Source organism: uncultured Bacteroides sp., from assembly GCF_958445495.1.
GTDB lineage: Bacteria > Bacteroidota > Bacteroidia > Bacteroidales > Bacteroidaceae > Bacteroides.
Genome location: NZ_CAUCSQ010000012.1, coordinates 77,626 through 100,074 on the forward strand (window position 1 = coordinate 77,626; position 22,449 = coordinate 100,074).

17 protein-coding genes are annotated in these 22,449 nt (G+C 45.1%); 6 read left to right on the plus strand and 11 right to left on the minus strand.

What is annotated here, in order from left to right:
- Positions 1–106: 106 nt before the first annotated feature.
- The 3 genes from Q5076_RS06185 to Q5076_RS06195 are packed head-to-tail and all read left to right on the plus strand — an operon-like array spanning position 107 to position 4,337.
- Complete coding sequence (locus tag Q5076_RS06185; RefSeq protein ID WP_303011747.1) at positions 107–745, plus strand: hypothetical protein; 639 nt, start codon at positions 107–109, stop codon at positions 743–745.
- Positions 746–784: 39 nt separating this feature from the next.
- Entirely contained in the window at positions 785–1,732 is a 948-nt protein-coding gene (locus Q5076_RS06190; RefSeq protein WP_303011749.1) for a fimbrillin family protein, read from the plus strand.
- Between the two features lie 40 nt (positions 1,733–1,772).
- The gene (locus tag Q5076_RS06195; protein ID WP_303011751.1) at positions 1,773–4,337 is read left to right on the plus strand and encodes a zinc-dependent metalloprotease; all 2,565 of its coding nucleotides are present in this window, start codon (positions 1,773–1,775) and stop codon (positions 4,335–4,337) included.
- A gap of 182 nt (positions 4,338–4,519) precedes the next feature.
- Here the strand turns inward: Q5076_RS06195 and Q5076_RS06200 are convergent, their stop codons facing one another.
- The 11 genes from Q5076_RS06200 to Q5076_RS06250 all read right to left on the minus strand — a co-directional run bounded on the left by Q5076_RS06200 (position 4,520) and on the right by Q5076_RS06250 (position 18,721).
- Positions 4,520–5,797, minus strand: a complete 1,278-nt coding sequence (locus Q5076_RS06200) for a lamin tail domain-containing protein (RefSeq protein WP_303011752.1) — start codon at positions 5,795–5,797, stop codon at positions 4,520–4,522.
- A gap of 235 nt (positions 5,798–6,032) precedes the next feature.
- Complete coding sequence (locus tag Q5076_RS06205; RefSeq protein ID WP_303011753.1) at positions 6,033–7,064, minus strand: DUF4857 domain-containing protein; 1,032 nt, start codon at positions 7,062–7,064, stop codon at positions 6,033–6,035.
- Between the two features lie 50 nt (positions 7,065–7,114).
- Positions 7,115–7,783 carry a hypothetical protein gene (locus tag Q5076_RS06210; protein ID WP_303011755.1) on the minus strand — a complete coding sequence of 223 codons (669 nt, stop codon included), beginning with the start codon at positions 7,781–7,783 and terminating at the stop codon, positions 7,115–7,117.
- 46 nt (positions 7,784–7,829) lie between these two features.
- Entirely contained in the window at positions 7,830–8,717 is an 888-nt protein-coding gene (locus tag Q5076_RS06215; protein WP_303011758.1) for an ABC transporter ATP-binding protein, read from the minus strand.
- 22 nt (positions 8,718–8,739) lie between these two features.
- Positions 8,740–9,306, minus strand: a complete 567-nt coding sequence (locus Q5076_RS06220; RefSeq protein WP_303011759.1) for a PepSY-associated TM helix domain-containing protein — start codon at positions 9,304–9,306, stop codon at positions 8,740–8,742.
- Entirely contained in the window at positions 9,290–9,880 is a 591-nt protein-coding gene (locus tag Q5076_RS06225; RefSeq protein WP_303011761.1) for a hypothetical protein, read from the minus strand. The genes Q5076_RS06220 and Q5076_RS06225 overlap by 17 nt, the downstream gene beginning before the upstream one ends.
- A gap of 194 nt (positions 9,881–10,074) precedes the next feature.
- Positions 10,075–11,727: a fimbrillin family protein gene (locus tag Q5076_RS06230; RefSeq protein WP_303011763.1), complete on the minus strand. Its 1,653-nt coding sequence runs from the start codon at positions 11,725–11,727 to the stop codon at positions 10,075–10,077.
- Positions 11,728–11,764: 37 nt separating this feature from the next.
- Entirely contained in the window at positions 11,765–13,276 is a 1,512-nt protein-coding gene (locus Q5076_RS06235; RefSeq protein ID WP_303011764.1) for a DUF6850 family outer membrane beta-barrel protein, read from the minus strand.
- Positions 13,269–14,501 carry a DUF4876 domain-containing protein gene (locus Q5076_RS06240; protein WP_303011765.1) on the minus strand — a complete coding sequence of 411 codons (1,233 nt, stop codon included), beginning with the start codon at positions 14,499–14,501 and terminating at the stop codon, positions 13,269–13,271. Before Q5076_RS06240 ends, Q5076_RS06235 begins: the two co-directional genes overlap by 8 nt.
- Before the next feature lie 4 nt (positions 14,502–14,505).
- Positions 14,506–17,343, minus strand: coding sequence for a TonB-dependent receptor (locus Q5076_RS06245; protein WP_303011766.1), 2,838 nt, complete (start codon positions 17,341–17,343; stop codon positions 14,506–14,508).
- A gap of 370 nt (positions 17,344–17,713) precedes the next feature.
- Positions 17,714–18,721, minus strand: coding sequence for an aspartate-semialdehyde dehydrogenase (locus Q5076_RS06250; protein ID WP_303011768.1), 1,008 nt, complete (start codon positions 18,719–18,721; stop codon positions 17,714–17,716).
- Between the two features lie 199 nt (positions 18,722–18,920).
- Between Q5076_RS06250 and Q5076_RS06255 the strand changes: the two genes are divergently transcribed.
- The 3 genes from Q5076_RS06255 to Q5076_RS06265 are packed head-to-tail and all read left to right on the plus strand — an operon-like array spanning position 18,921 to position 22,432.
- Positions 18,921–21,056, plus strand: coding sequence for a cation:proton antiporter (locus tag Q5076_RS06255; protein WP_303011770.1), 2,136 nt, complete (start codon positions 18,921–18,923; stop codon positions 21,054–21,056).
- Positions 21,038–21,769 (plus strand): tRNA threonylcarbamoyladenosine dehydratase, encoded by a 732-nt coding sequence (locus Q5076_RS06260; RefSeq protein WP_303011771.1) that lies wholly within the window; start codon positions 21,038–21,040, stop codon positions 21,767–21,769. Before Q5076_RS06255 ends, Q5076_RS06260 begins: the two co-directional genes overlap by 19 nt.
- 6 nt (positions 21,770–21,775) lie before the next feature.
- On the plus strand, positions 21,776–22,432 hold the full coding sequence (locus Q5076_RS06265) for an ABC transporter ATP-binding protein (protein ID WP_303011772.1): 657 nt from the start codon (positions 21,776–21,778) through the stop codon (positions 22,430–22,432).
- The last annotated feature ends 17 nt before the right edge of the window (positions 22,433–22,449 follow it).

The window sequence follows — 22,449 nt, forward strand, 5'->3', positions numbered from 1 at the left end:
ATGGGATTTTGCCGTGTTTCTTTGAAATAAGCGTCCGTTCACATTTCTTCGTGTTTGTTTTCATGTTGGCAAACCGGAACGGGGCGCTTTATGTCCCGGTAAATGGATGATGACGCGGTTGTGGGAAATCATCGTCCGGAAGAATCGTGAAAAATATTGTCTGGCATTGGGAGCTTATGAAAAGACGGATGTTGACCCGGAATATGGCGGATTGACCCATTGGTCGAACTATGTATCGGTGATTGACGTCCAGGGAACGGGGACTTATAATATACATGAGTTTTCAGTAAAGGGGATGAGTGCTAAGTCTCATTTGATAACCGCTACGGAGCAGTATGAATTTAGCGGCGGTCCGTTGTTGACTCCGCAGAGCGTCATCAAGATGTCTTCCAACTTTGAGAAGAACCCGTATTTTTATTTTACGGATGGAGGGAATAACTTGTATGTGTATAGTATGCAAATGCGGCAACATGTACTTGCTTATACCGCCGGAAGCCGGATTACTCATATTAGCGGGAGTCCGGTGGTCTGTGAATTTTACGGTTACGGAGGCAATAGCACAGAACCGAACTATCGTCTTACGCTTTCGCAGGAGAACGGAGACATAACCGTGATTGATGTGGACAAAACCAAAATGGTGCGGCTGTTTGAGGGGTTTGCTCCCGATTTGGAATTGAAAACTTTCAGTGGTTTCGGAAATGTCAAAGGGGTTGTTTGGTGTACTAACTATCAGGGAGAATATTGAATATTATAATTAACAATTAATCATTTAATCAAGAAAAGTATGAAGAATAGACTGTTTTATGTAGCCGCATGCGTGGCTTTGGCATTATCTTCCGCGGGTTGCAGTAATGATGACGTCGAAGAAGATGTAGATGTACCTGTTGTCGGAGAAATTTCGATTTCCGGAATTTATAATGCATATTCACACGGAACTCAGGGTTGGATTAAAGAAGATAAAGTCGGGGTATATGTGTTGTCTGACGGCAAGCCTCAAAATAATATGTTATATGTGCCTTCGGAAGTTGCGGAACCTTCTACGGTAGACGTTGGAGGCAAGACGATGATTGTATACAACGAGGAGGTGACTGATGCGACTTTAAAGCCTTCTACGGAAATATCTGCAGGATTTAAAAGCGGTGATCATACAATTTATGCATATTCTCCTTATAATGCTGCTTCGCAGGATTATAAAACCGTGGTCTTGCCTGATATTTCCGTACAGGAACATAATGCGTTGGAATCTACACCCTATCGAGATTATACTTTTGCATATGCTTCGGCAACTATTTCCAGTTATTCAGCCGCTACGCTTTCATTGGGCGAGTTCGAACCTTTGTTTTCACAGATTACTTTGCCGAGCGTAAGTTGCCCGGAAAATCTGGTAGGGAAAAAATATACTAAATTGATTGTTTCTTGTGAGCATCCGATAGCTTATGAAGAAGGGGCTACCGTCGATTTGTCCACAGGTGAGATTACCGGTACTCCTTTGTATAGTATCACTTATAATTTCCCTGAAGGTTTTGAGGTAACTTCCAGTTTTCTCGGTGCTTCCGTAGAGACTTGTTTTATTGTGATTGCCGTTCCTTTTGACCTGGGACTGACTTATACCTATAAATTTACCTTCGTTATTGACGGAGAAGAGTATTCCGTTACGGGGAAACCGAATGAAGGAATGTCGTTTCCTTTCAATAATTTAAATATGTATGGTATTGCAGGTATTGGCGAATGAGTATTATATTTGTAAATATATACCGTAAAAAATAAAAAGCATGAAAAAATTAATTTCAATTCTGACAGTTCTGGCGGTATTAGTACCGTCCATTGAGGCCCAATCTACAGACATTTTCAAGAGGAAGAAAAAGAAAAGCAAGACGGAAGCGGTAAGCAAGGCGAAGGCCGATTCTATTGCTAACAAAAAGAAAGACGCTCTTCAGCCTTATGAAAAGGTCATCACCGGTAAGGCCAAGACGATGAACGGGTTTTTCAAGGTACATTATGTAGAAGGTAAATATTTCTTTGAAATTCCGGATTCATTGTTCGGACGTGATATATTGATAGTGAATAGAATTGTGAAGGCTCCGGCGGATATGCAGAAACGTAAGGTCGGTTATCCCGGAGACTATATAAGTGATGAAGTTATCCGTTTTGAGAAGGGACGCGGAAATAAGTTGTTTGTACGCGAGATTTCTTATCTGGAACATTCTTCAGACACTTTGGGAATGTATCAGGCTGTGTTGAATTCGAACGTGCAGCCTATTGTGGCTACTTTCCCTCTGAAATCGGTCCGTAAGGAAGCCGGAACAAACAATTATGTGGTTGACATGACGGATTATATCCGTAAAGATAATGAAATGTTTTCATTTACGAGCCGCATAAAAGACAATGTCGGCGCCGGCAGTATGGTGGATGATGCAAGTTATATCGATACGCTGAAAGCTTTTCCGAAGAATATCGAGATTCGCACAGTGCGTACTTACCAGCGAAAGAAGTCAATGGCGACCGGTTTGGAAAAATTATTGGCAGCTTTGTTCGCTACTTCCACGTCTCCGCTGACTTATGAGCTGAACAGCTCTATGCTTTTACTGCCTAAAGAACCGATGAAGTCGAGGATGCATGACGACAGAGTCGGCTACTTTGCTGTCAGTTATAAAGATTTCGACGAGAACCCGCAAGGAGTGGAATATAAGGCAAAAATCACCCGCTGGCGTCTTGAACCCAAAGAGGAAGATGTTGAAAAATACTTGAGAGGAGAACTCGTTGAACCCAAGAAACCGATTATCATTTACATTGACCCTGCCACTCCTAAGAAATGGGTGCCTTACCTGATTCAGGGAGTGAATGACTGGCAGGCCGCTTTTGAAAAAGCCGGATTTAAAAATGCGATTTTCGGTAAGGAAGCGCCTACGGACGATCCTACTTGGAGTCTGGAAGATGCACGTCACTCGGCCATTGTGTACAAGCCTTCCGATATACCGAATGCGAGCGGTCCTCATGTGCATGACCCGCGTAGCGGTGAAATCCTGGAGACACATATCAACTGGTATCATAATGTAATGAGCCTGCTTTACAATTGGTATGTGGTACAAGCGGGAGCCGTTGATGCGGGAGCGCGTAAACCTATGTTTGACGATGAACTTATGGGACAACTGATTCGTTTTGTGTCTTCTCACGAGGTCGGACATACGTTAGGATTACGACATAATTTCGGTTCTTCTCATACGGTTCCGGTAGAAAAATTGAGGGATAAGGCATGGGTGGAAGCCAACGGGCACACTCCTTCTATCATGGATTATGCACGTTTCAATTACGTCGCGCAACCGGAAGACAGCATCTCGCGTGCCGGCATTTTCCCCCGTATCGGAATGTACGATAAATGGGCGATTGAATGGGGATATCGTTGGATGCCTGAATATAAGACAGCCGAAGAGGAGATTCCTCATTTGAATAAATGGATTGTAGAGAAGTTGCGTGAGGACAAGCGTTATACGTTTGGTACTGAACTCGACAGCAATGATCCCCGTAATCAAAGTGAAGATTTGGGAGATGATGCGATGTTGGCGAGCAAGTACGGTATCAAGAACCTGAAACGCATTATGCCTGAAATCATGAATTGGACTTATGAACCGAATGAAGGCTATATGAAAGCTGTCCGCCTGTATCAGAATGTGCTTGGACAATTCGATTTGTATATGGGACATGTCGCTACTAACATAGCCGGTATCTATCATAATCCTATCTCAGTGGAACAGACTGAAATGAAGGCTGTGGAATACGTGCCGAAAGAAATCCAGAAAAGAGCGGTCGATTTTCTGAATAAGGAGTTGTTCACTACTCCGACTTGGCTGAAAGATGAAAAACTGTCGGAAAAGACAGGCATTAATACTTTCAACTCGATTTATCGCGTGCAAAGCAGCATATTGAAGCAACTGCTCAACCGTCGTACATTGGATAAGATGATGGATAATGAGTTGACAAACGGAACGAATGCTTATACGGCCAATGATTTGTTCAGGGATTTGAAAAAGAGTATTTGGAGTGACCTGCAGGGAGGAAAAAGGCCGGATGCTTCTCAACGCAGCTTGCAAAAGACGTATGTAAATGCGTTAATTGCGATGCTTGACAAACCCAAAAGCGGTTCCGGTTCATTAGGCAGCCTTGGAGGATATTCGTTGGTTTCTCTTGAGTTCCCTTCGGAAGCACCGGCTATTGCCCGGGGGCAATTGGTTGAATTGAAGAAAGAGTTGGCTAGGATGGCGAATGCTTCCACCGGTATTGTTAAAAGCCATTATTTGAATTTACAGGCATTGATTGATGCTGCTTTCGATGTCCGTTAATGAACGCTATTCTTTTTAGGAAAAGGTAGTTTGAGTAAATAGCAGAGGCCGTATCAAAGGTAAAGAACCGATCTGATAACTATGATTCGGGGGCAAGCGGAAATCTTTTCTCTTTGCAGACAGGGAAAACGCTTGGCCTGAATGTGGGAGATGATAAACCGGGTTTTATCTTGATACGGCTTCTATTCATTTTTTATTCCGGGTGTTCCTCCGGTGGCGTGCCGGGACGAACGCCAGTTTTTGTTAAGGGAGGGTAATTCCGGTGATTTTTTCTCAAGCGAAACCCCGGTGGTCTTTTGGGAAGTGCTGTCGTGCATTTCATCTCTGAAACGGCAAGTATCAAACGTATGGCCTTTGCCCGGTTTTTCGCTACAGGAGAGAGCCAGATATCCCCCTTTATTGTTGAGGGTGGGGAATTTGGGTATCTCTATCAGGTTTTTTTCGTCCGCCTGATGTTTCTGAATGACCTTGTTGGCATATTTGGTGAAACAGAGATAACCTTCGGCAGGGAAAACAAGAGGTGTGGCGAAGTCTTCGTTACAAAGTGCCGTAGTGCCATATATGGTACCGTCTTCATACATTTTGTACAGATAAAGGGACTGTATGGTGATTTCCTGTTTGGCCGGATTGTAAATTTCCAAATACTCGGCTCCGTCGGTTGCATTGTCATACATTATTTCGTTAAAGAGTAGCATGCCTCTGACATCTTCCGGCAAATCGGGAATTTCAGGGGTGTCCGGAATGTCGGTTTTCGGTTTATCGGGTGTTATGTCGGGATTGACGGTAGTCCCTACATCGTCGGACAATTGTATATGGCGGAATGTGAAACCTTTGCAGTGGCTTTTGGTATAGACGCAATAGAGTCCGCAATATCGGGAATCCGGAATGCTGTTGTCTTTTACTTGTTTTTCCAGAGTATATCCGTTTTCTGATTCCGGCCGTGTCCAGAAAGTCCAGTTATTGTCATTGTCACATTCTACTTTTATATACAATTTCGGAGAACTGTTTCCTTTCATGATTTCTCTGCCCGAAGCTAACAGCTTGGATTGGTTCCCGTTTTGCCGGTAAAGGGCCACATTGTCTTTGACTCCTCCTATCTGAAGGTAATAACCGTTTAAATTGCCGGAAAGTACGTTGGAGGATGAGACCAGATAGAAACGCGCATAATTATTGGCGGAAGGATTGAATGTGAGGCGGACCCCGAATTCCCAGCGGGTATTTTTTACGGAAGAGGATGGAAAGGCAATGTAGGCGGTTCCCGCATCTTCCTGTAAATCATTTAAGCGTACTCCTTCTTTGGAACTAATCTTGAATTTGTCTGTTTCTCCTTCCCACGGGAGTTCGGAGGTCATATTGTCGTCTCCTTCGTTGCTCCCGTCTTCATTGTCCGCGGGTATTGTACAACTATGAAGCAGGAAAAAGAGAAGGCTCATGAATGCAAATGTTCTGCAGGTTTCCATACGGTTCCGGATATAATTGTTTTTTCAACCGTATTTGTTTATGTATGACGCAGGGACAATTGCGGTTTGTTCTCAATCTGTTACAGTGGCAAAGATATGGTTAATTGCCGGATAAATGAAATTTATCGCCGTTTGTTTTTGCGGGTGGAGGAAATAATGGCAAGGAACTGTCGAAGAACGGTAAATACGCCGTTCTCGGCAGTTTCTTGCCATATTTATATATGAATTTAAATGCTTATTCAAAGCGGGGCATTACATATTTGTCCGAATAGGAGGTGAAAGTGATACCCGGCATGAAATAAACGTCCGACTCGTTTTCTAACTTTTTTATTAGCGAATAGTTGCCGGCATCCAATGCATAGTAGTTATCGTGGGTCGGAGTTGTCACTCGGACTGTCCAGTCAAACAGGTTGCCGATGATAGTCAGTGCGTCCGTTTCGGGATTGAATGAGGGAATACCGCTTTTGACGATGTCGTATGTACGACTTTTCAGAACCCAGAAAGCATTGTCGGTATCAGTCATGAAAGCTAAAGTCTTCTTATTCCTGAATTCTGTCAGATACAGATGTTTTATTTTCAGCCCTTCCGGCAGAACGATGGCGCGGACGTATGGCCTGCCTTTTACTTGTTTCAGATGAAATAGGCGGTAGTCCGTATCCAGCAGGAGATACCCCTCGTCATACTCTTTCTTCACGGTCGGGTTTCCCGCTATTTCCCTTGCGGGAAAGCGGAATCCTTTTTTAGTCATGGCTTCGGTGAATAAAAGGCTTTTTTCAGTCTTCACGCTATTGGAAGCCATGTCGATAAACTCGATGCCTTGGGCGGTGATACGGAGTACATCGTCAGGCATTTTCAAATCCACACGGCCGGACATGGATTCCATCAGGGGATATAGTCCGATAGAAGGGGTGTTGATGTCTGAAGGGACGCTGCGGAAATTGAAATTCTCTGTCTGTACGATTTTGGGAGTGACGGCGATTCCGTTAATGGTATCGGGAAAACGTTCGTCGGACATCAACTGGCGGAAATAAAACATCGGCAGAATACTGTCGAAAGCGGCCTCGGAGTAAATATTCCCGGCAAGGTCACGGCGAATAGTCTTTCCCTCTTCTTGTCCCATCATTGTAAAATCTCCGATAACGGAGCTATATAAGGTGAAAGGAGTCTTTGCCGGTTTTACGGCAAAAAAGTTGTAACACCAGGGAACTTGCCAAAGAAGCAGGAATGCGATAGTTACATATAACAATATTGTACTGAAACGTTTCATTTTTATTTTATCATTTCTTGGTTATGTTTAGTGATAAGGCTCCTGATTGCCTAGTCTTGTTTCCCGGCTTTGAAACGTACAATGGAGAGCCATGAGAAAGAGGCTGTCAGTAAGGTATAGAGCAATAAATAAGGAAGGAATTTATTGTAAGCCTCCGGTGTGGGCGACAGAAAGAAAATCCTTAATAACAGTATCGTGACGATTAGGTTTATGATGCGGCGTTTCCATGCCGGCTCAAGACAGCTCCATGCAATCAGCAGATACCCCGATATGCCGGCAAGATACCAGGTCAGGGCAGTAAGCAATATGTGGTTTTTCAATTCATGGGCGAGTATGCCGTCTAAATAAATCTCCATTAATAAGAAATTGGAAGCAAAGCAGACTAAAAGCAGAATGAAGCCGGAAAGTAACATATTGCCTGTCATTTTCAATTCGGGATAGGGAAGATGAAGAGTCAGTTTCAGGCATTTACGTTGCATTTCAGGAACAAATTGTACGATTGCCATCAGAATTCCGGTTATCAGAGGAATATATTGGAGCATGTCGATAAAGATGGTGTCCCGTTGCAGCATGACCTCCCATACATGTGCGGCTCCTTTCATTTCTATGACACGGTTGATGCGGAGCATGCAATAACCCGTAAAACCGAGTGTAGTAATTACGGCAAGTAAGAAATACCACCGTGTCTTTATCCATTCTTTGTAAAATATAGCGTACATTTTTGAATAGTTACGATTGATGAATTATGAATTTCGGATTGCAGAATCAATATTTGCCGGTCAGTCCGATGAAGGCGTCTTCCAGATTCACCTGTTCACAAATGAGGTTTGTATAGGGCACTGCCATTAATTTTAATCGGGCTTCCGCTTCTGCCGGTGAAAGGAAGGAGAAAGTTTCCAGCCTGTTTCGCATGATGGAAGGATGATAGAAATCATCGGATACCGGAAATTCGTAACCTTCGGGGACATTGCATGTATAGCGGCGTCCTTTTTCCAATAATTCGGTGACCGGTTTCTGGATTAATATTTTCCCGTAATCCATGATGATGCAGTCGTCTACAAGACGCTCCATATCCTGGATGATGTGTGATGTCAGGAAAACGGTCTTTCCTTCGGAACGGGCATAGTCACGGAGATAGTCTACAAAAAGGCGGCGGTAACCGGGGTCCAGTCCGAGAGAGAAGTCGTCCAGTACCAGCAGTTCCGGGTTCTGTGCAAGGATTAATCCGAGTGCCACTTGCGAACGTTGTCCACAGGACATGCGTGAGATACGTTGTCCCGGAGCGACTTTTAATTTGTCCATCAGTTCGTAATATGCTTCTTTTTTCCATTGGCCGGGATAGAAAGCCGCATAAAATTTCTCTATTTGCGTGATACTCATAAATTGGTATTGCACATGCCCTTCGATTAATAATCCGATGTTGCGGCGCAACGCCGGCGACATGGTTTGTATCTCCTGTCCGAAGATGCGGCATTCTCCTGAGCGTGGTTTCAGATAACCGCTTAAGATATTTATAGTTGTGGTTTTTCCCGTACCGTTTTTTCCCAGCAATCCCAGGATACGCCCTTTGGGAACTGTAAAACTAAGATTCTCGTAAATCAACCGTTTGCCGTAGTAATGCGTCAGGTTACTGCATTCTATAATTTGTTCCATTCTGTTTTATCTGTTATTCTGTTCAAAAGAAGAAAAGGAAAAGAACCGGAATCAGGATTCCGGCGACAAGTTCTATCCCTCCTCTGCCGGTAATGCCTTTGTTCCCTTTCAGCATTACAAGGCCGGAAAGTGTAATGACAACGAGACCGGCCGCAAAGATGTCTGCAAAGTAGGTCCACCATTGGCCCGGATTGTAATGCAGACGCGCCATGGCTCCGATGAGCGGGCGGCGGGTGACGGATTCATAGATTGCTTCTCCGGTTTTTACATTTACCAGCAGATTGGAACCGCCTTTCAGAAATACTTTCATTACATCTGTTTGCGGGAAATAATGTTTGGTATAATTATCCGTCTCCCCTAGCGGCTCCAGCAATGTGAGTACTTTCTTCTTGTCCATGCCGGTTTTATCCGGCAATTTCTCATTGATTTTGTATTCTTTCCGTTCGATGGAGAAATTGGGGTTGATAGTATCCCGATGATTCATGACAATTCCGGAAATGGCGTAAATTAAAACCATTCCGGAAAAGAAGAATGAAAGGTCACGGTGTATCGTCCGGCTCCACTTACGAATTTCATTGTTCAATCTCATAGGAGCTGGCTTCCATAAAATAGAAAGATAAATAGTCCTTTCCCGTTTTTTCCTTTCGGTCGGCAATTTTTGCCCGGAAATCGGCAATGCGGGCTTCAGGGGTACTAGCCGTTTCGCCACGTGCCTTTTTTTCGGAATCACATCCGGCTTCACCCGTACCATGTTTTTCGGCAACCTGTGCTTTGAGCTGCGCTTCCCAGTTTTGAAGGTAAGCTTCATCAATACGCTGTTCTTTCAATGTTCCGGTTACACGGACAATCGAATTTACGCATTTGGTATCGAATGCTCCCAATGTTCCTGCCTCTACACGGATTACTTGCGTATCGTCACTGCCCATCAGGAAAATCTTTTTAGCGCCGTGTTTACAGGTATGCGTACAAACACCTTCTATGGTAACTTCTTGTCCGGCAAGGCTTTCTGCATTTGCAAGGAGAGAGTCGATTTCCAAAGCGGAAGATGCGGACTGTTCCGTTGTCGCTTCCGATGTATTTTGGGGTTGTTTGTTACCGCATGAAGTTCCGGTAACGGTTATTGCTGTGATGGCAATCGCAATTGTCAGTTTTCTTACTTTCATTGTTTATAGCTTCGTTTTATGGTTTGTAATTTAGTTACGGTTTGTTTTTTAATCGTCAGTCACTCTGGGTAGAGTAATTCCCGACCTTGCTTGAGTTTTTGGTTTCCCGTTATGAAACAAATCGTTTCATAACGGGAAATTGATTGTTCCTTACCGGGAAACAAACGGCTTCACGGCAATAGAACAAACGGCATTTAGTTGTCAGCCTGGTCTCTTATACAACGGATTTGTACTCCGCATTCATTGTAGTAATATGCAACATTGATGCGTCCTTCACGATATGCGCTACTGAAAGTTGTCATTTGTCCGAAGAACTGAAGATTCTTGGTTGTTGATACGTAACCTGTGGAAGACATCATATAGGTTAGTGCCGGTGTTCCCTCGTATTTTTCCAACATGGCTGCAGTGGTATTTCCTGAATAGAATCTTGTCAATTGATATCTGGGTGCTGCATCTTTGTTGGATTTCATTCTAACACCGGACATTACATAATTCCAACCTGCATCGTTATACTTGGTCCATTTCCCTCCCTGATATTCTTCATCGTAGAAGAGGGCGTTTTCATTAACTTGGTTTCCTGTTTCTGTACCGGAATCGTCTTTATTGGAAAGTCCGCAAAGGGCATAAAAATCTGCACGAGTCGGAATGTGCCATCCTTTCGGGCATATCCCTTGCACTCCTTCGTAATTGTGAATGTTTTCTTCTGTGATTTTTACACCGCCGAGCGCTACGGACATATCGTACAGGTAACCGAATTTTTTGATAGATTCCGAATCTGTTAACGCTTCTGCACCATCGGCGCTTACGGTGTTAATGACGCCGTCGTTATCTATCAATTTATACGGATACCAGATATGTGCATCTGCAGTCGGGTCATCGGACGGAGTATATCCCTCAGGTACGTAACGAAGTGGTTCAGCCATCCAGATGCTTCCGTTGTCAAGTTTTACGGTTTTGTATGTTTCGCCGTCATAGATGAAATAATTCTCTTCGAGATGTTCTTCAAAATCTACTTCGGCGGGAGCTGCCGGAATATTGCCTTCATCTGTCCAGTTCTCTATTTCTCCGCTTAATAACACTTGGAGGCCATCTGGCAGTATCCGTACGCTTACTTCGTATTGTCCTCCCTGTTTCAATGTTGTGGATGCGAGTTTTTGTTCCAGCGTATTGCCGTCTGCCGTCGTTACTACAAGATTAAAGGCAACGGTTTGCGGGATGATGATGGCGCGGTAGGTTTCGTTTGCCGTAACCTGTTGGGCAGTGATATCCGTTGCCACTGTACTGCTGTTGGCGGTTGTAGTCAGTGTGCTGTAATCGATATCGGCTGTCGGAATACTACCTTGCAGGACGATGGAAGAAATATCCGAACCGCTTTCGTTCTCTACATTAAGGAGAAGTTTGGTGAACATGTGTTTGAAAATCATTGTAACCGCACTTGTTGAAGGCGTCACATTCGTTTTATTGGCAGCCATGAAGTCGGATGCTTCGTATCCTTTATTGGCATTCTGGTCGGCTTGCACTGTGAATGAACTTGGAGTTCCTTCGGAAGCATAAGGATAATAAGCGGTTAGGGTTGACTCTTCCGTACCTTCCGGGTACCAAAGCACATTTCCGGAAAATACACCGTCTTTGAATGTCATGGCTTCGTTATTTGCATAAACCGTTTCATCGCTTTTTGTGATGGTCAAACCGATAACATCTTCATTTTCAAAGTTTACTTCTGTGGCACGGGTGACGATTGGGGAAATAGTCACTCTGTTGTTGCTTACCGAAGGCGTTCCTTCTTCTTCCTGCTGACAGGATGCCATAAATGTCGCTGCCAGCATAAAAAATAAAAACTTTCTCATTTTCTAACTGTTTTAATTAAATCAATGTAATGTCTATTTAAAAATAATATCCCACTTTTATGTTTTCATTCCACCGGTCTGCTCCTGTAATGTATTTCAAGTGAAAACCATGTGTGTATTCCGCTGCCAGTTCCGTATAAATCCCGTTCCGGAAATTATAGCGTATTCCCAGATGTATATTAATTTGTGAAGCTGTAGCGTATTCGTTTTGCAGAAGGTAATATTCCGTCAGACGGTATGGAGGGGCTCCCGCTTCCATGTCGGTATCTATCATCCTGTCTTCCTCGGTGAAATCTCCGAAAGAGAAACTTCCTCCTGCTTTCAGGTCGAATGCTCCGAGATGGAATGTCCCTGATACGTAAGCTTTCCCTTGATGCATTTTTTCCGAGAATATATAAGGATACATCTGGGTAGCCTGCCGTTTGAAAAATACCATTTCTATTCCGGTCCGGATTTCCTGGCGGGGAGATACGAATTCGTATTCGGGACGGACGGAGAAAATATCTCTTTCAAATATCCGGTTCGAACCGTAAATATATGTAGTGGTGATACCGTTTTCGGTTTCATTTCCCAAGACTTGTTCATTGTTGGTCTGATGCAGCCATGACAAGTGAAATCGCAGGAAGTGTTCATTCCCGCCTTTTGTGAAACGGTAACTCAAATGCGACTGAATCCGGTCTGCCGGAAATTTAAACCAGATGGTTTCCTTTTCACCGGCAGAACCCGAAGAACGGAGATATTCAATATCGCCGTAAAATGCTTTCCATTGCAATTGCAAGGCGCCACCATGCGACAGTTCCTTGACTGGAAAACCGCTGACACCCGATTCATTCAGGTGGATGCCGCTACCGTCCCATGTCTCATAAGCACCGTACATCAACCCTTTGTCTAAAAAGGCATAGTAAGACGCTTCTGTGCTTCCTATCACCTCCGCTGAGACGGACTCGCTATTTTTGTTGAATAAATAGGAGAACCCGATGCTCCAGTCGCCCGAATGATACATCACACTGGGGGCTACGCTTAATTCCAGCCGGTAATTGGTATGCCTCACATCCTTACGTTTGGAATAATTGGCGGAAGTGAAATCAATCTTTCCGCCTACGCGCCAACGGGAATCAATGTCCGCCGCTATTCCTCCCATAAAGGAGTAGCTCTGCAAGTCTTTACGCCCGGGAGTGAATTCGAGTATGTCCACAGGATAGAATCCCGGACGGATAAACATTGAGCCGCTCATATTGTTTCCTGACGTATGGTCGAATGAGAATGAACCGGTCAGTGAGTAACGTTTCAGGTGAGTGACGGACTTGGCCAGCGCTCCGGCGCTCCATGTCTTATCTGCTTCGTAGTAATTGCGGAAATCTCCGTGCCCGTTTTCCCCATAAGCTTCGGCATAAGATATACTCGTACTGTCCGTCAGGATGCCGGTTACATTGCTTCCGGCATTCCACGGATTCCGCCTTTCTATAAGCTCATAAGTTTGCGCTTTGGTTTCAGACAGGATAACCGTTATTGCTACACCTATTATATATAGAGTTTTCATTCTATTCATGCAAAGATTGTTTTTCTCTTTCGTAGAAGTCGTTTGAAGAATTGTTGGTATCCACCATGATTTCATAACCGGCTTCTTGCGTAGCTTCCTCGTCTACGTAGCGGTACATGCTTCGTCCGTCGTAAAGCGCGCTTTGAGTGATGTTGCCGGCATCGATGGTTGGAGGAATCCTTTTTTTATTGTTGGAGGAACCTCCGTAGAACACTTCCACACCGTCTAATACCCATTCGAGAGGAATTTTGACAATCCGGTCGACAGTACTTCCCGGTTTTTGTATGACATTGCCTGTTTCAAGTATATAATCCTGTATGCTAGTCCCTTGTGCTTTAAATATCACGGTGGCGGGAGAGAATACAGAGAATGTGTAGGCGTTTGCCTGTCCGGTTTTTATGACAACATTCAAGTAATGGTCAGGAGTGATTTGGTCGCCCGGTGCGGGATGGTAGCGGGTATTCCAGAAATATACGGGACTGTAACAGACGAAATAACCGGGTTTATTCAGGTTGACGGACAGGGGGTATTGTGCCGTGTGGTCGATAGCGCCGCAAACGACCAGTACGGCATCTTCACCCGGTGCGAGCGGGAACGATTTGCCGGTCCCTCCGAATTGCCAGATACATTGTACGATAGGGAGGAATTCCGGGAAAATGGTTGTCCCCGTTGATGCGTCCTGTGAAATCCATACATTAGTTCCCTGCGAGTTGTAAGGGTCGAGTGTTCCGAAGCACAAGCTGTCCAGGTATTGCACTTCGGAATCGTTGTTGTGCAGGATAATGTATTTATCCGACTGGTAATTTCCCTCAAACGGCAACATGGTACATCCTCCGCAGTAAATTTCCTTGATGATGATGCTTCCCGCTTTGGAATGTTGCAAGGGGAGGTCCAGGGAAATGTTCTGGTCAGACACTCTCACTTTGTCTGCCAGGCCGTTGAATATTTCTTTGTCTACTTTGTCGCTGACCTGTATGCGGTAGATGCCGCTCGTTAAGTGAAATTGTGCGGAACCTTTCCCGTCGGTTTGTACCGAGTAGGAATTTCCCCGGTCGATATCCTCAATTTTAACGGTAACCCCTTCACGGAGATAATCGGTATAGTCATCCGGATATATCGTATTGATTTTCAGGGTGTATAATTGGTTGTCGTAAGGATTCCCGTTGTCGATGTCCGTACAGCTTCCTATGGTGAGGAGGCTAATAGCGAATAATATGTAAGCGGTATATTTCATAATTCTAAAATTTGATGCGACAAGTTAAACCATAATAGAAATCGGGTATGAAGATGGTGCTTATCCCCGTTGCGTATGACGTAACGTATTTCCTCGAATTTGTGAAATTGATGGCGTTGAATGCCAGTGAAACATGATTCCCTATTTCTTTGGTGATATTGATGTTTGCGGAAAAATAAGGGTCATATCCGTCGGCGGCAAATGTATAGGCATTTCCCGATTTGCGTATTAAGTGGGCGAAGGTTTCGTCCTGCGCTTCTTTTTCAGTGAACGGGTGCACCTGGTTGTCCAAATCAAGGTATGCTACAGGATAGATAGCGGTATAAGAGTTCCCGTCATAAATGCTTCCTCCTGTCGGGGTGTTATTGTCTTCACTGACATTGAAAGCATATTCTTTTCCATTGTATTCGGACAAATTCTGCGAACGTTTCAGCAATGATGCCTCCAGCTTGAACGAGATGATTAGCCTCGCTTTCGGAATATGGGTGGTAGCTGTGAGGTTAGCGTCCAATGAATGCGTGCGTTTGCCGTTGGCTGTCGCGGACGACCCTCCTCCGTTGGCATAAATACCTACATATTGGTAGGAACGGTTCGGAAGGCTGGTGTGTGACCATCCGTTTTGATAATAGGATGATAACGAGTTGTCGATATATTTGGTATAACCGTATGCGGCATCGAGGCGTAGTTGTGTGCGGATGGGTTCAATCTCCGGAAAGTCGATAATCATTTCTGCTCCTCTCCGGGTGATGTCCGGGCCGTTGTCCGGTGAAATGGCATTGACGAATGTCCGGTTGGTCACCAGCACATCCATCGGTGTCCAATAGGCGGATTCGTTTTCTCGGACGTAAACCATGCCTGTCTGGTTGTCTACGTTGATTTGCGGATTGGCGGGCATGCTGAATCCTTCCGGCAATTGCAGGACATTGTACGAGAACGGAGTATAGGAATTGCTGTATTTATACGGGTATTTTGTACGGTTGAAATATCCGACCAATGAAATTTTGGTACGGGCTATATCGATATCAATCCCGATTTCCGCGTTCCGGTTACGTTGCCAGCGCAGATTCTCATTTTGCAACATTGTATATGGTTGCGTATAGTAAATGTAGGAAGACTCATTGTTGTTATAGGAGAATCCGAACGTTTGTATATCCCTGTATTCCTGTTGGGGATAGAGCACATAGTAAGACGGCAGTTTTTCGGTTATTCCCCATCCGCCGCGGACAGATATGTATTTGTTTAATTCCCATTTGACATTGAACCTCGGCGACAGCGTATTCAGGTTCTTATACTGCGTTCCGCTGATGGAAAGGTGTTCCCATCGTAAACCGGCCATCAGTCTCAAGGTCGTGTTGCCCACCGGTAATGCCAGGTTCTCTTCTGCGTAAAGCGAGATATTGTGCATGTACGGGTAAGATGTGTACGGGCGGGGGCGGTAGCCGTTCGGAGCCAGGGAAGGTTCTTGGTAATATTCGCCTTTTCCTACATTGCCTGTCGCTTTCCATTGTATGCCCGCTTTCAGATTGTTGTTTATGCTTTTGATGCGGCGGTTCCATTCGTATTTCAAGGAAGCGGCATAATCCAGTTCTTTGGAATCTATGATTTGGTCGGCAAAATATGAGTACGGCAGTTTGCCGGCGAGAAAATAACCCTCTTGTTCGGCATGTACGGCCGGTTGCTCCGATGCATAAGAGTAGGGGGTATGCGCATGTGACTTATTGTCGTTGTAATAGACGGAAGCGTCAAATTTCAGATTGGTAATCCAAGGCTTGTTGAGCGACCATGCCAGTGCGGTGTTTGCCCGGAATACATTGTCCCTTACCTTTGTATATTCTCCGGTATATGCGTCCGGGTCATCCTCGGAGTTCATTCCCCCGATGTTTCCGGAAGCGTTTATCTCGAATTTAAGGTTTTTCCGGAACAGGTTGTTGTAGCCGACGGAAAATCCCCTTCTGGTATAAGAAGTGTAGGGAGAAGATAGTTTCCGGGTTGCTTTTGTCCATTCTCCACTGATATTCAGAATCCCTCTGTCATTGCCCAAATCCAGCCCTTTCAGGAAAGAAAGCTGTTCTGTACGTGGATTGACGGATAATAAGATGTTCCACGGTGTCTTGCCTTTTCGCGTACGAATATTAACCATACCGCTGTTCAGGTCGCCATATTCTGCCGAGGGGACTCCGGTAATGACTTCTACCGATTCTATATCGGCAACGGATATGCTGCGCGTGTCTATACCGCTCATGGTACCGAATGAGGCATTATTCCCGATGCGCATGCCGTCTACCATAATAGCGGTTCCGAAAGCTGCGTTGCCAACACTTGAACCGCTATTGCGCAATGAGAATACGTTGTTGGTTGTCAGGTCCGGCACTTGCGTCTTTCCTCCGGGGAGTAAGGCGGATATGTCACTTACATTGGAAACCTGAAGGTGTTCCAGCGCATTGCTGCCAATCACGAGTTTGGTATTCAGCTCATTTTTAGGAGCCTGTGCTGTGATTACCACGTCTTCTAATGCAAGCGTATTTTCTTTTAACCGGATATGAAGCCCTTTGATATTTTTGCGGACACTGACAGAAATTGTAGCAGGCATGTAACCGAGAAAAGAAACTTCAAGGTTGTAGTCACCTTCTTGTACCCCTTCTATCGTAAATTCTCCTTTTTGGTTGGATACTCCCCATAAATAGGTACCTTTTATAATAATGGATGCACCGGGCAAAGGAGTATTGTCTTGGGATTCACTTACCCGGCCAGAGATTGTGTAAGTATTCGGATGGGCGGACAGTTTAGGTAAATTGCTGAATACCAGTCCTAAAAATATAATGTTAAACAAACAAAACTTCATAGAAAACTTTTGTGCAAAAGTCATTATTAATTTGCAAATAGGCAATCGCAATAAATTGTTATTTTACGAGAGGAAAATACCTAATATAGGGGATTCTGTTCCATGCTTCCAGAAGAGGAAAAGTACTTTGGTTGTTACTTTATCTTGATAGAAATAAGGGGAACAGGCTAAAGTAGGCAGGTGCTTTTCCGTAGAGGTGATTCCTTGGAGACGGGAGACTTTTTTAAAAAGGCGATTCAAATGAAGGGACCGTATTAAAAAACGGCAGGTTCATTATTCCTTTTCGTTTTTAATACGGTCCCTTTAATTTATTCCGGATGCCGGAGTAAAAGACCCCGGTTTTTATTTTACCGGCAACGGGTTGAAAAATTTAAATATCTTTCGCTTCAATCAGGTATTCCGCAATCTGTACGGCATTCAATGCAGCACCTTTTTTGATTTGGTCGCCTACAATCCAGAAAGTCAGTCCGTTTTCGTTAGTGAGGTCTTTGCGTATGCGTCCCACATATACCGGATTTTTACCGGCCAGATATAATGGCATCGGGTATTCTTTTTCCGCCGGATTGTCCTGGAGTACCAGGCCTTCTCCTTTGGCAAAAGCCTCCCGTGCCTCTTCTACGGAAATCGGACGTTCTGTTTCTACCCAGATGCTTTCAGAGTGAGCGCGTAATGCGGGAACACGTACGCACGTTGCACTGACTTTGATGTCGGAGTGCATGATTTTGCGTGTCTCGTTATACATTTTCATCTCTTCTTTCGTATAACCGTTCTCCGTAAATACGTCAATCTGCGGAATCAGGTTGAATGCCAGTTGGTAGGCGAACTTTTCTACGGTCACAGGCTCGTTTGCCAATACCTGGCGATATTGTTCGTACAACTCGTCCATAGCTGCCGCGCCTGCCCCGCTGGCTGCCTGGTAGGTGGACACATGCACGGTTTTTATATGAGAAAGCTGTTCGATGGCTTTTAATGCGACTACCATTTGGATGGTTGTGCAGTTAGGGTTGGCGATAATGCCCCTCGGACGTATCTTCGCATCTTCTGCATTTACTTCCGGTACTACCAAAGGCACATCGGAGTCCATGCGGAATGCACTGGAATTGTCAATCATGACAGCGCCGTACTTGGTGATGGTTTCCGCGAATTCTTTCGATGTTCCCGCACCGGCGGAAGTGAAAGCGATATCTACCCCTTTAAAGTCATCGTTGTGTTGCAAGAGTTTGACCTCGATTTGTTTACCGCGGAAAGTGTATGTGGTTCCGGCACTACGTTTGGAACCGAACAAAACTAACTCGTCCAACGGGAAATTTCTCTCGTCGAGCACACGCAGGAACTCTTGTCCTACGGCTCCGCTTACGCCAACAATAGCTACTTTCATCTTTTTCTTTTATTATAATGTGAATAATGTAATACTCTCCTTATTCTGTCGAATAGAAAAGACTTGGCTGCAAAATTATAACATTTTGCCATATAATTAGCATTTTGGGAGAAAAAAGTTATAAGCTCAAAGCTTAGAATATATTGGAGGTATGAGAACTTTTTTGTTCCTTTGCAGGGAATTCCTAAAAATACAGCCTATGAACCTGTTTGACTTTGACTTTACGTTACCAATAACCGATCCGACTTGGGTGTTTTTTTTGGTATTGATTATTATCCTTTTTGCTCCGATGATTTTAGGGCGTCTTCATATCCCTCATATTATAGGTATGATTCTGGCGGGTGTGGTAATCGGTGAATACGGTTTTCACGTGTTAGACCGAGACAGCAGTTTCGAATTATTCGGCAAGGTGGGGCTCTATTATATCATGTTCCTTGCCGGACTTGAAATGGATATGGAGGATTTTAAGAAAAACCGGGCAAAAAGTTTCGTATTCGGCTGGCTCACCTTCTTGGTTCCTATGGTGTTGGGAGTCTGGAGCAGTATGAGCATGCTGGGGTACGGTTTTCTTACTTCGGTCTTGTTAGCCAGCATGTATGCTTCCCATACATTGATTGCTTATCCTATCATCAGCAGATATGGGTTGTCCCGTCTGCGTAGCGTCAACATAACGATTGGAGGAACGGCGGTTACCGTGACCCTTGCCCTGATTATCCTTGCTGTCATAGGGGGGATGTTCAAAGGGACGGTCGATGGATTTTTCTGGTTGTTCCTGGTGGTGAAAGTCGCTTTCTTGGGCTTCCTCATCGTTTTCTTTTTCCCTCGTATCGGCCGTTGGTTTTTCCGTAAGTACGATGATAACGTCATGCAGTTCGTTTTCGTGTTGGCGATGGTCTTCCTTGGAGGCGGATTGATGGAGTTTGTCGGAATGGAAGGGATTCTGGGAGCTTTTCTTGCCGGGTTGGTGTTGAACCGCTTGATTCCCCACGTGTCGCCTTTGATGAACCGGCTGGAATTTGTCGGGAATGCTTTGTTCATTCCTTATTTTCTTATCGGAGTCGGGATGATTATCGATGTGAGGAGTTTGTTTACCGAAGGGGAAGCGTTGAAAGTTGCCGTTGTCATGACGGTAGTAGCTACCCTAAGCAAATGGTTGGCTGCTTGGATGACGCAGAAAATTTACCGCATGCAGCCTAACGAGCGGAGCATGATGTTCGGGCTTAGTAACGCACAGGCGGCCGCTACGCTTGCAGCGGTATTGATTGGGCACGAGATAATAATGGAAAACGGCGAACGGTTGCTGAATGATGACGTGCTGAACGGTACTGTGGTGATGATTCTTTTCACCTGTGTTATCAGTTCTTTGGTAACGGAACGTTCCGCCCGTCGTTTCGCTATGGATGAAGACGTCCATCCGGAAGAGCAAGGCGGCAAGAAAACTGTCGAGCAGATATTGATTCCGGTCGCTAATCCGGATACAATAGAGGATTTGATTAATCTGGCCTTGGTAATAAAGGATTCCAAGCAGAAGAACGGGTTGATAGCGTTGAATGTCATTAATGACAGCAACAGTTCGGAAAAGAAAGAACTGCAGGGAAAACGCAACCTCGAAAAAGCCGCGATGATTGCCGCTGCTGCCGATGTGCCGGTAAATATGGTGAGCCGTTATGATTTGAACATTGCTTCGGGGATTATCCATACCATTAAGGAATATGAGGCTACGGATATAGTAATCGGTCTGCACCGGAAAGCGAATATTGTCGATTCTTTTTTCGGGCATCTGGCGGAAAGCCTGTTGAAGGGGACGCATCGGGAGGTTATGATAGCCAAATTCTTGATGCCGGTCAATACGTTACGACGGATAAATATTGCTGTTCCCCCGAAAGCCGAATATGAGACCGGTTTCTCCAAATGGGTGGAACATTTCTGCCGGATGGGAAGTATTCTGGGATGCCGCGTGCACTTTTTTGCGAACGAACGTACATTGGCGCGCCTCCAGCAGTTGGTAAAGAAAAAGTATGCGGGAACCCCTACGGAGTTTACTCTTCTGGATGAGTGGGACGACCTCCTGTTGTTAACGGGGCAAGTGAACTACGACCATTTGCTGGTCATTATCTCCGCCCGTCGCGGTTCTATTTCTTATGATACTTCTTTTGAGCGTCTGCCCTCGCAACTTGGAAAATATTTCTCGAACAACAGCCTGATAATCTTGTATCCGGACCAGTTCGGAGAACCACAGGAAATTGTGTCTTTCTCCGATCCGCGCGGGTATAACGAGTCTCAGCATTATGAGAAGGTCGGCAAATGGTTCTACAAATGGTTGAAGAAAAACTGATGGAAGAAAACTGGCGACAAAGAACGGAACTCCTGCTGGGGACAGAAAAAGCGGACCGTATCCGGAAGGCGCATGTATTAGTGGCCGGACTCGGCGGAGTAGGAGCTTATGCCGCCGAGATGCTTTGCCGTGCAGGAGTCGGCAGAATGACCATTGTGGATGCCGATACTGTGCAACCCACGAATATAAACCGGCAGTTACCCGCTATGCACTCTACGTTGGGAATGCTGAAAACGGAGGTCCTGGCTGTCCGGTATAAGGATATCAATCCGGATATCGAACTGAACGTCTTGCCTGTCTATCTGAAAGACGGGAATATACCGCAATTACTGGATGCGGACAGGTATGATTTTATCGTAGATGCGATTGATACAATCAGCCCGAAGTGCTTTCTGATATATGAGGCGATGAAGCGGCATATCAGGATTGTCTCCAGCATGGGGGCGGGGGCGAAGAGTGATATTACTCAGGTCCGCTTTGCCGATATTTGGGATACGTACCATTGCGGTCTTAGCAAAGCCGTCAGGAAACGTTTGCAGAAGATGGGCGTGAAACGGAAACTACCGGTGGTATTCAGCACGGAACAGGCGGATGCTGCGGCTGTGTTGCTGACCGATGATGAACAGAATAAGAAGTCGACCTGCGGAACAGTAAGTTATATGCCGGCAGTGTTTGGCTGTTACCTGGCCGAATACGTCATTAAACGATTGTAGATTACCATGATAAAATTAGAAGGAATAACGAAGAGTTTCGGAACGTTGCAGGTCTTGAAAGGTATTGACCTGGAGATAAACAAAGGTGAAATAGTCAGTATTGTCGGACCGAGCGGTGCAGGCAAAACTACCCTATTGCAGATAATGGGGACGTTGGACAAGCCGGATACCGGCAGCGTACAGATTGACGGAACCCTCGTCAGCCGGATGAAAGAGAAAGAACTCTCCGCTTTCCGCAATAAGAATATCGGTTTCGTCTTTCAGTTTCATCAGCTCCTGCCGGAATTTACAGCTTTGGAAAATGTGATGATTCCTGCATTCATAGCAGGCATCTCTTCAAAAGAGGCCAATGGACGTGCTGTCAAAATACTGGATTTTATGGGTTTGGCCAATCGGGCTTCCCATAAACCGAACGAGCTTTCGGGAGGCGAGAAACAGCGGGTGGCGGTGGCACGCGCCCTCATCAATGAGCCGGCCGTTATTCTGGCGGACGAACCTTCCGGCAGCCTGGATACGCATAATAAAGAAGATTTACACCAATTGTTTTTTGACTTGCGTGACCGGCTGGGGCAGACTTTCGTGATAGTGACCCATGATGAGGGACTTGCAGGGATTACCGACCGGACGGTGCATATCGTAGACGGCATGATTAAAAAAGATTAATAAAAGAACGGAACTTC

What these genes read in the sequence shown, in the direction of transcription:
- Q5076_RS06255 (WP_303011770.1), top strand. Translation starts at nt 18,921, where the DNA reads ATGAACCTGTTTGACTTTGACTTTACGTTACCAATAACCGATCCGACT.
- Q5076_RS06210 (WP_303011755.1), bottom strand. Translation starts at nt 7,783, where the DNA reads ATGTACGCTATATTTTACAAAGAATGGATAAAGACACGGTGGTATTTC.
- Q5076_RS06260 (WP_303011771.1), top strand. Translation starts at nt 21,038, where the DNA reads ATGGTTGAAGAAAAACTGATGGAAGAAAACTGGCGACAAAGAACGGAA.
- Q5076_RS06185 (WP_303011747.1), top strand. Translation starts at nt 107, where the DNA reads ATGATGACGCGGTTGTGGGAAATCATCGTCCGGAAGAATCGTGAAAAA.
- Q5076_RS06230 (WP_303011763.1), bottom strand. Translation starts at nt 11,727, where the DNA reads ATGAGAAAGTTTTTATTTTTTATGCTGGCAGCGACATTTATGGCATCC.
- Q5076_RS06245 (WP_303011766.1), bottom strand. Translation starts at nt 17,343, where the DNA reads ATGAAGTTTTGTTTGTTTAACATTATATTTTTAGGACTGGTATTCAGC.
- Q5076_RS06265 (WP_303011772.1), top strand. Translation starts at nt 21,776, where the DNA reads ATGATAAAATTAGAAGGAATAACGAAGAGTTTCGGAACGTTGCAGGTC.
- Q5076_RS06250 (WP_303011768.1), bottom strand. Translation starts at nt 18,721, where the DNA reads ATGAAAGTAGCTATTGTTGGCGTAAGCGGAGCCGTAGGACAAGAGTTC.
- Q5076_RS06220 (WP_303011759.1), bottom strand. Translation starts at nt 9,306, where the DNA reads ATGAGATTGAACAATGAAATTCGTAAGTGGAGCCGGACGATACACCGT.
- Q5076_RS06240 (WP_303011765.1), bottom strand. Translation starts at nt 14,501, where the DNA reads ATGAAATATACCGCTTACATATTATTCGCTATTAGCCTCCTCACCATA.
- Q5076_RS06225 (WP_303011761.1), bottom strand. Translation starts at nt 9,880, where the DNA reads ATGAAAGTAAGAAAACTGACAATTGCGATTGCCATCACAGCAATAACC.
- Q5076_RS06190 (WP_303011749.1), top strand. Translation starts at nt 785, where the DNA reads ATGAAGAATAGACTGTTTTATGTAGCCGCATGCGTGGCTTTGGCATTA.
- Q5076_RS06205 (WP_303011753.1), bottom strand. Translation starts at nt 7,064, where the DNA reads ATGAAACGTTTCAGTACAATATTGTTATATGTAACTATCGCATTCCTG.
- Q5076_RS06215 (WP_303011758.1), bottom strand. Translation starts at nt 8,717, where the DNA reads ATGGAACAAATTATAGAATGCAGTAACCTGACGCATTACTACGGCAAA.
- Q5076_RS06195 (WP_303011751.1), top strand. Translation starts at nt 1,773, where the DNA reads ATGAAAAAATTAATTTCAATTCTGACAGTTCTGGCGGTATTAGTACCG.
- Q5076_RS06235 (WP_303011764.1), bottom strand. Translation starts at nt 13,276, where the DNA reads ATGAATAGAATGAAAACTCTATATATAATAGGTGTAGCAATAACGGTT.
- Q5076_RS06200 (WP_303011752.1), bottom strand. Translation starts at nt 5,797, where the DNA reads ATGGAAACCTGCAGAACATTTGCATTCATGAGCCTTCTCTTTTTCCTG.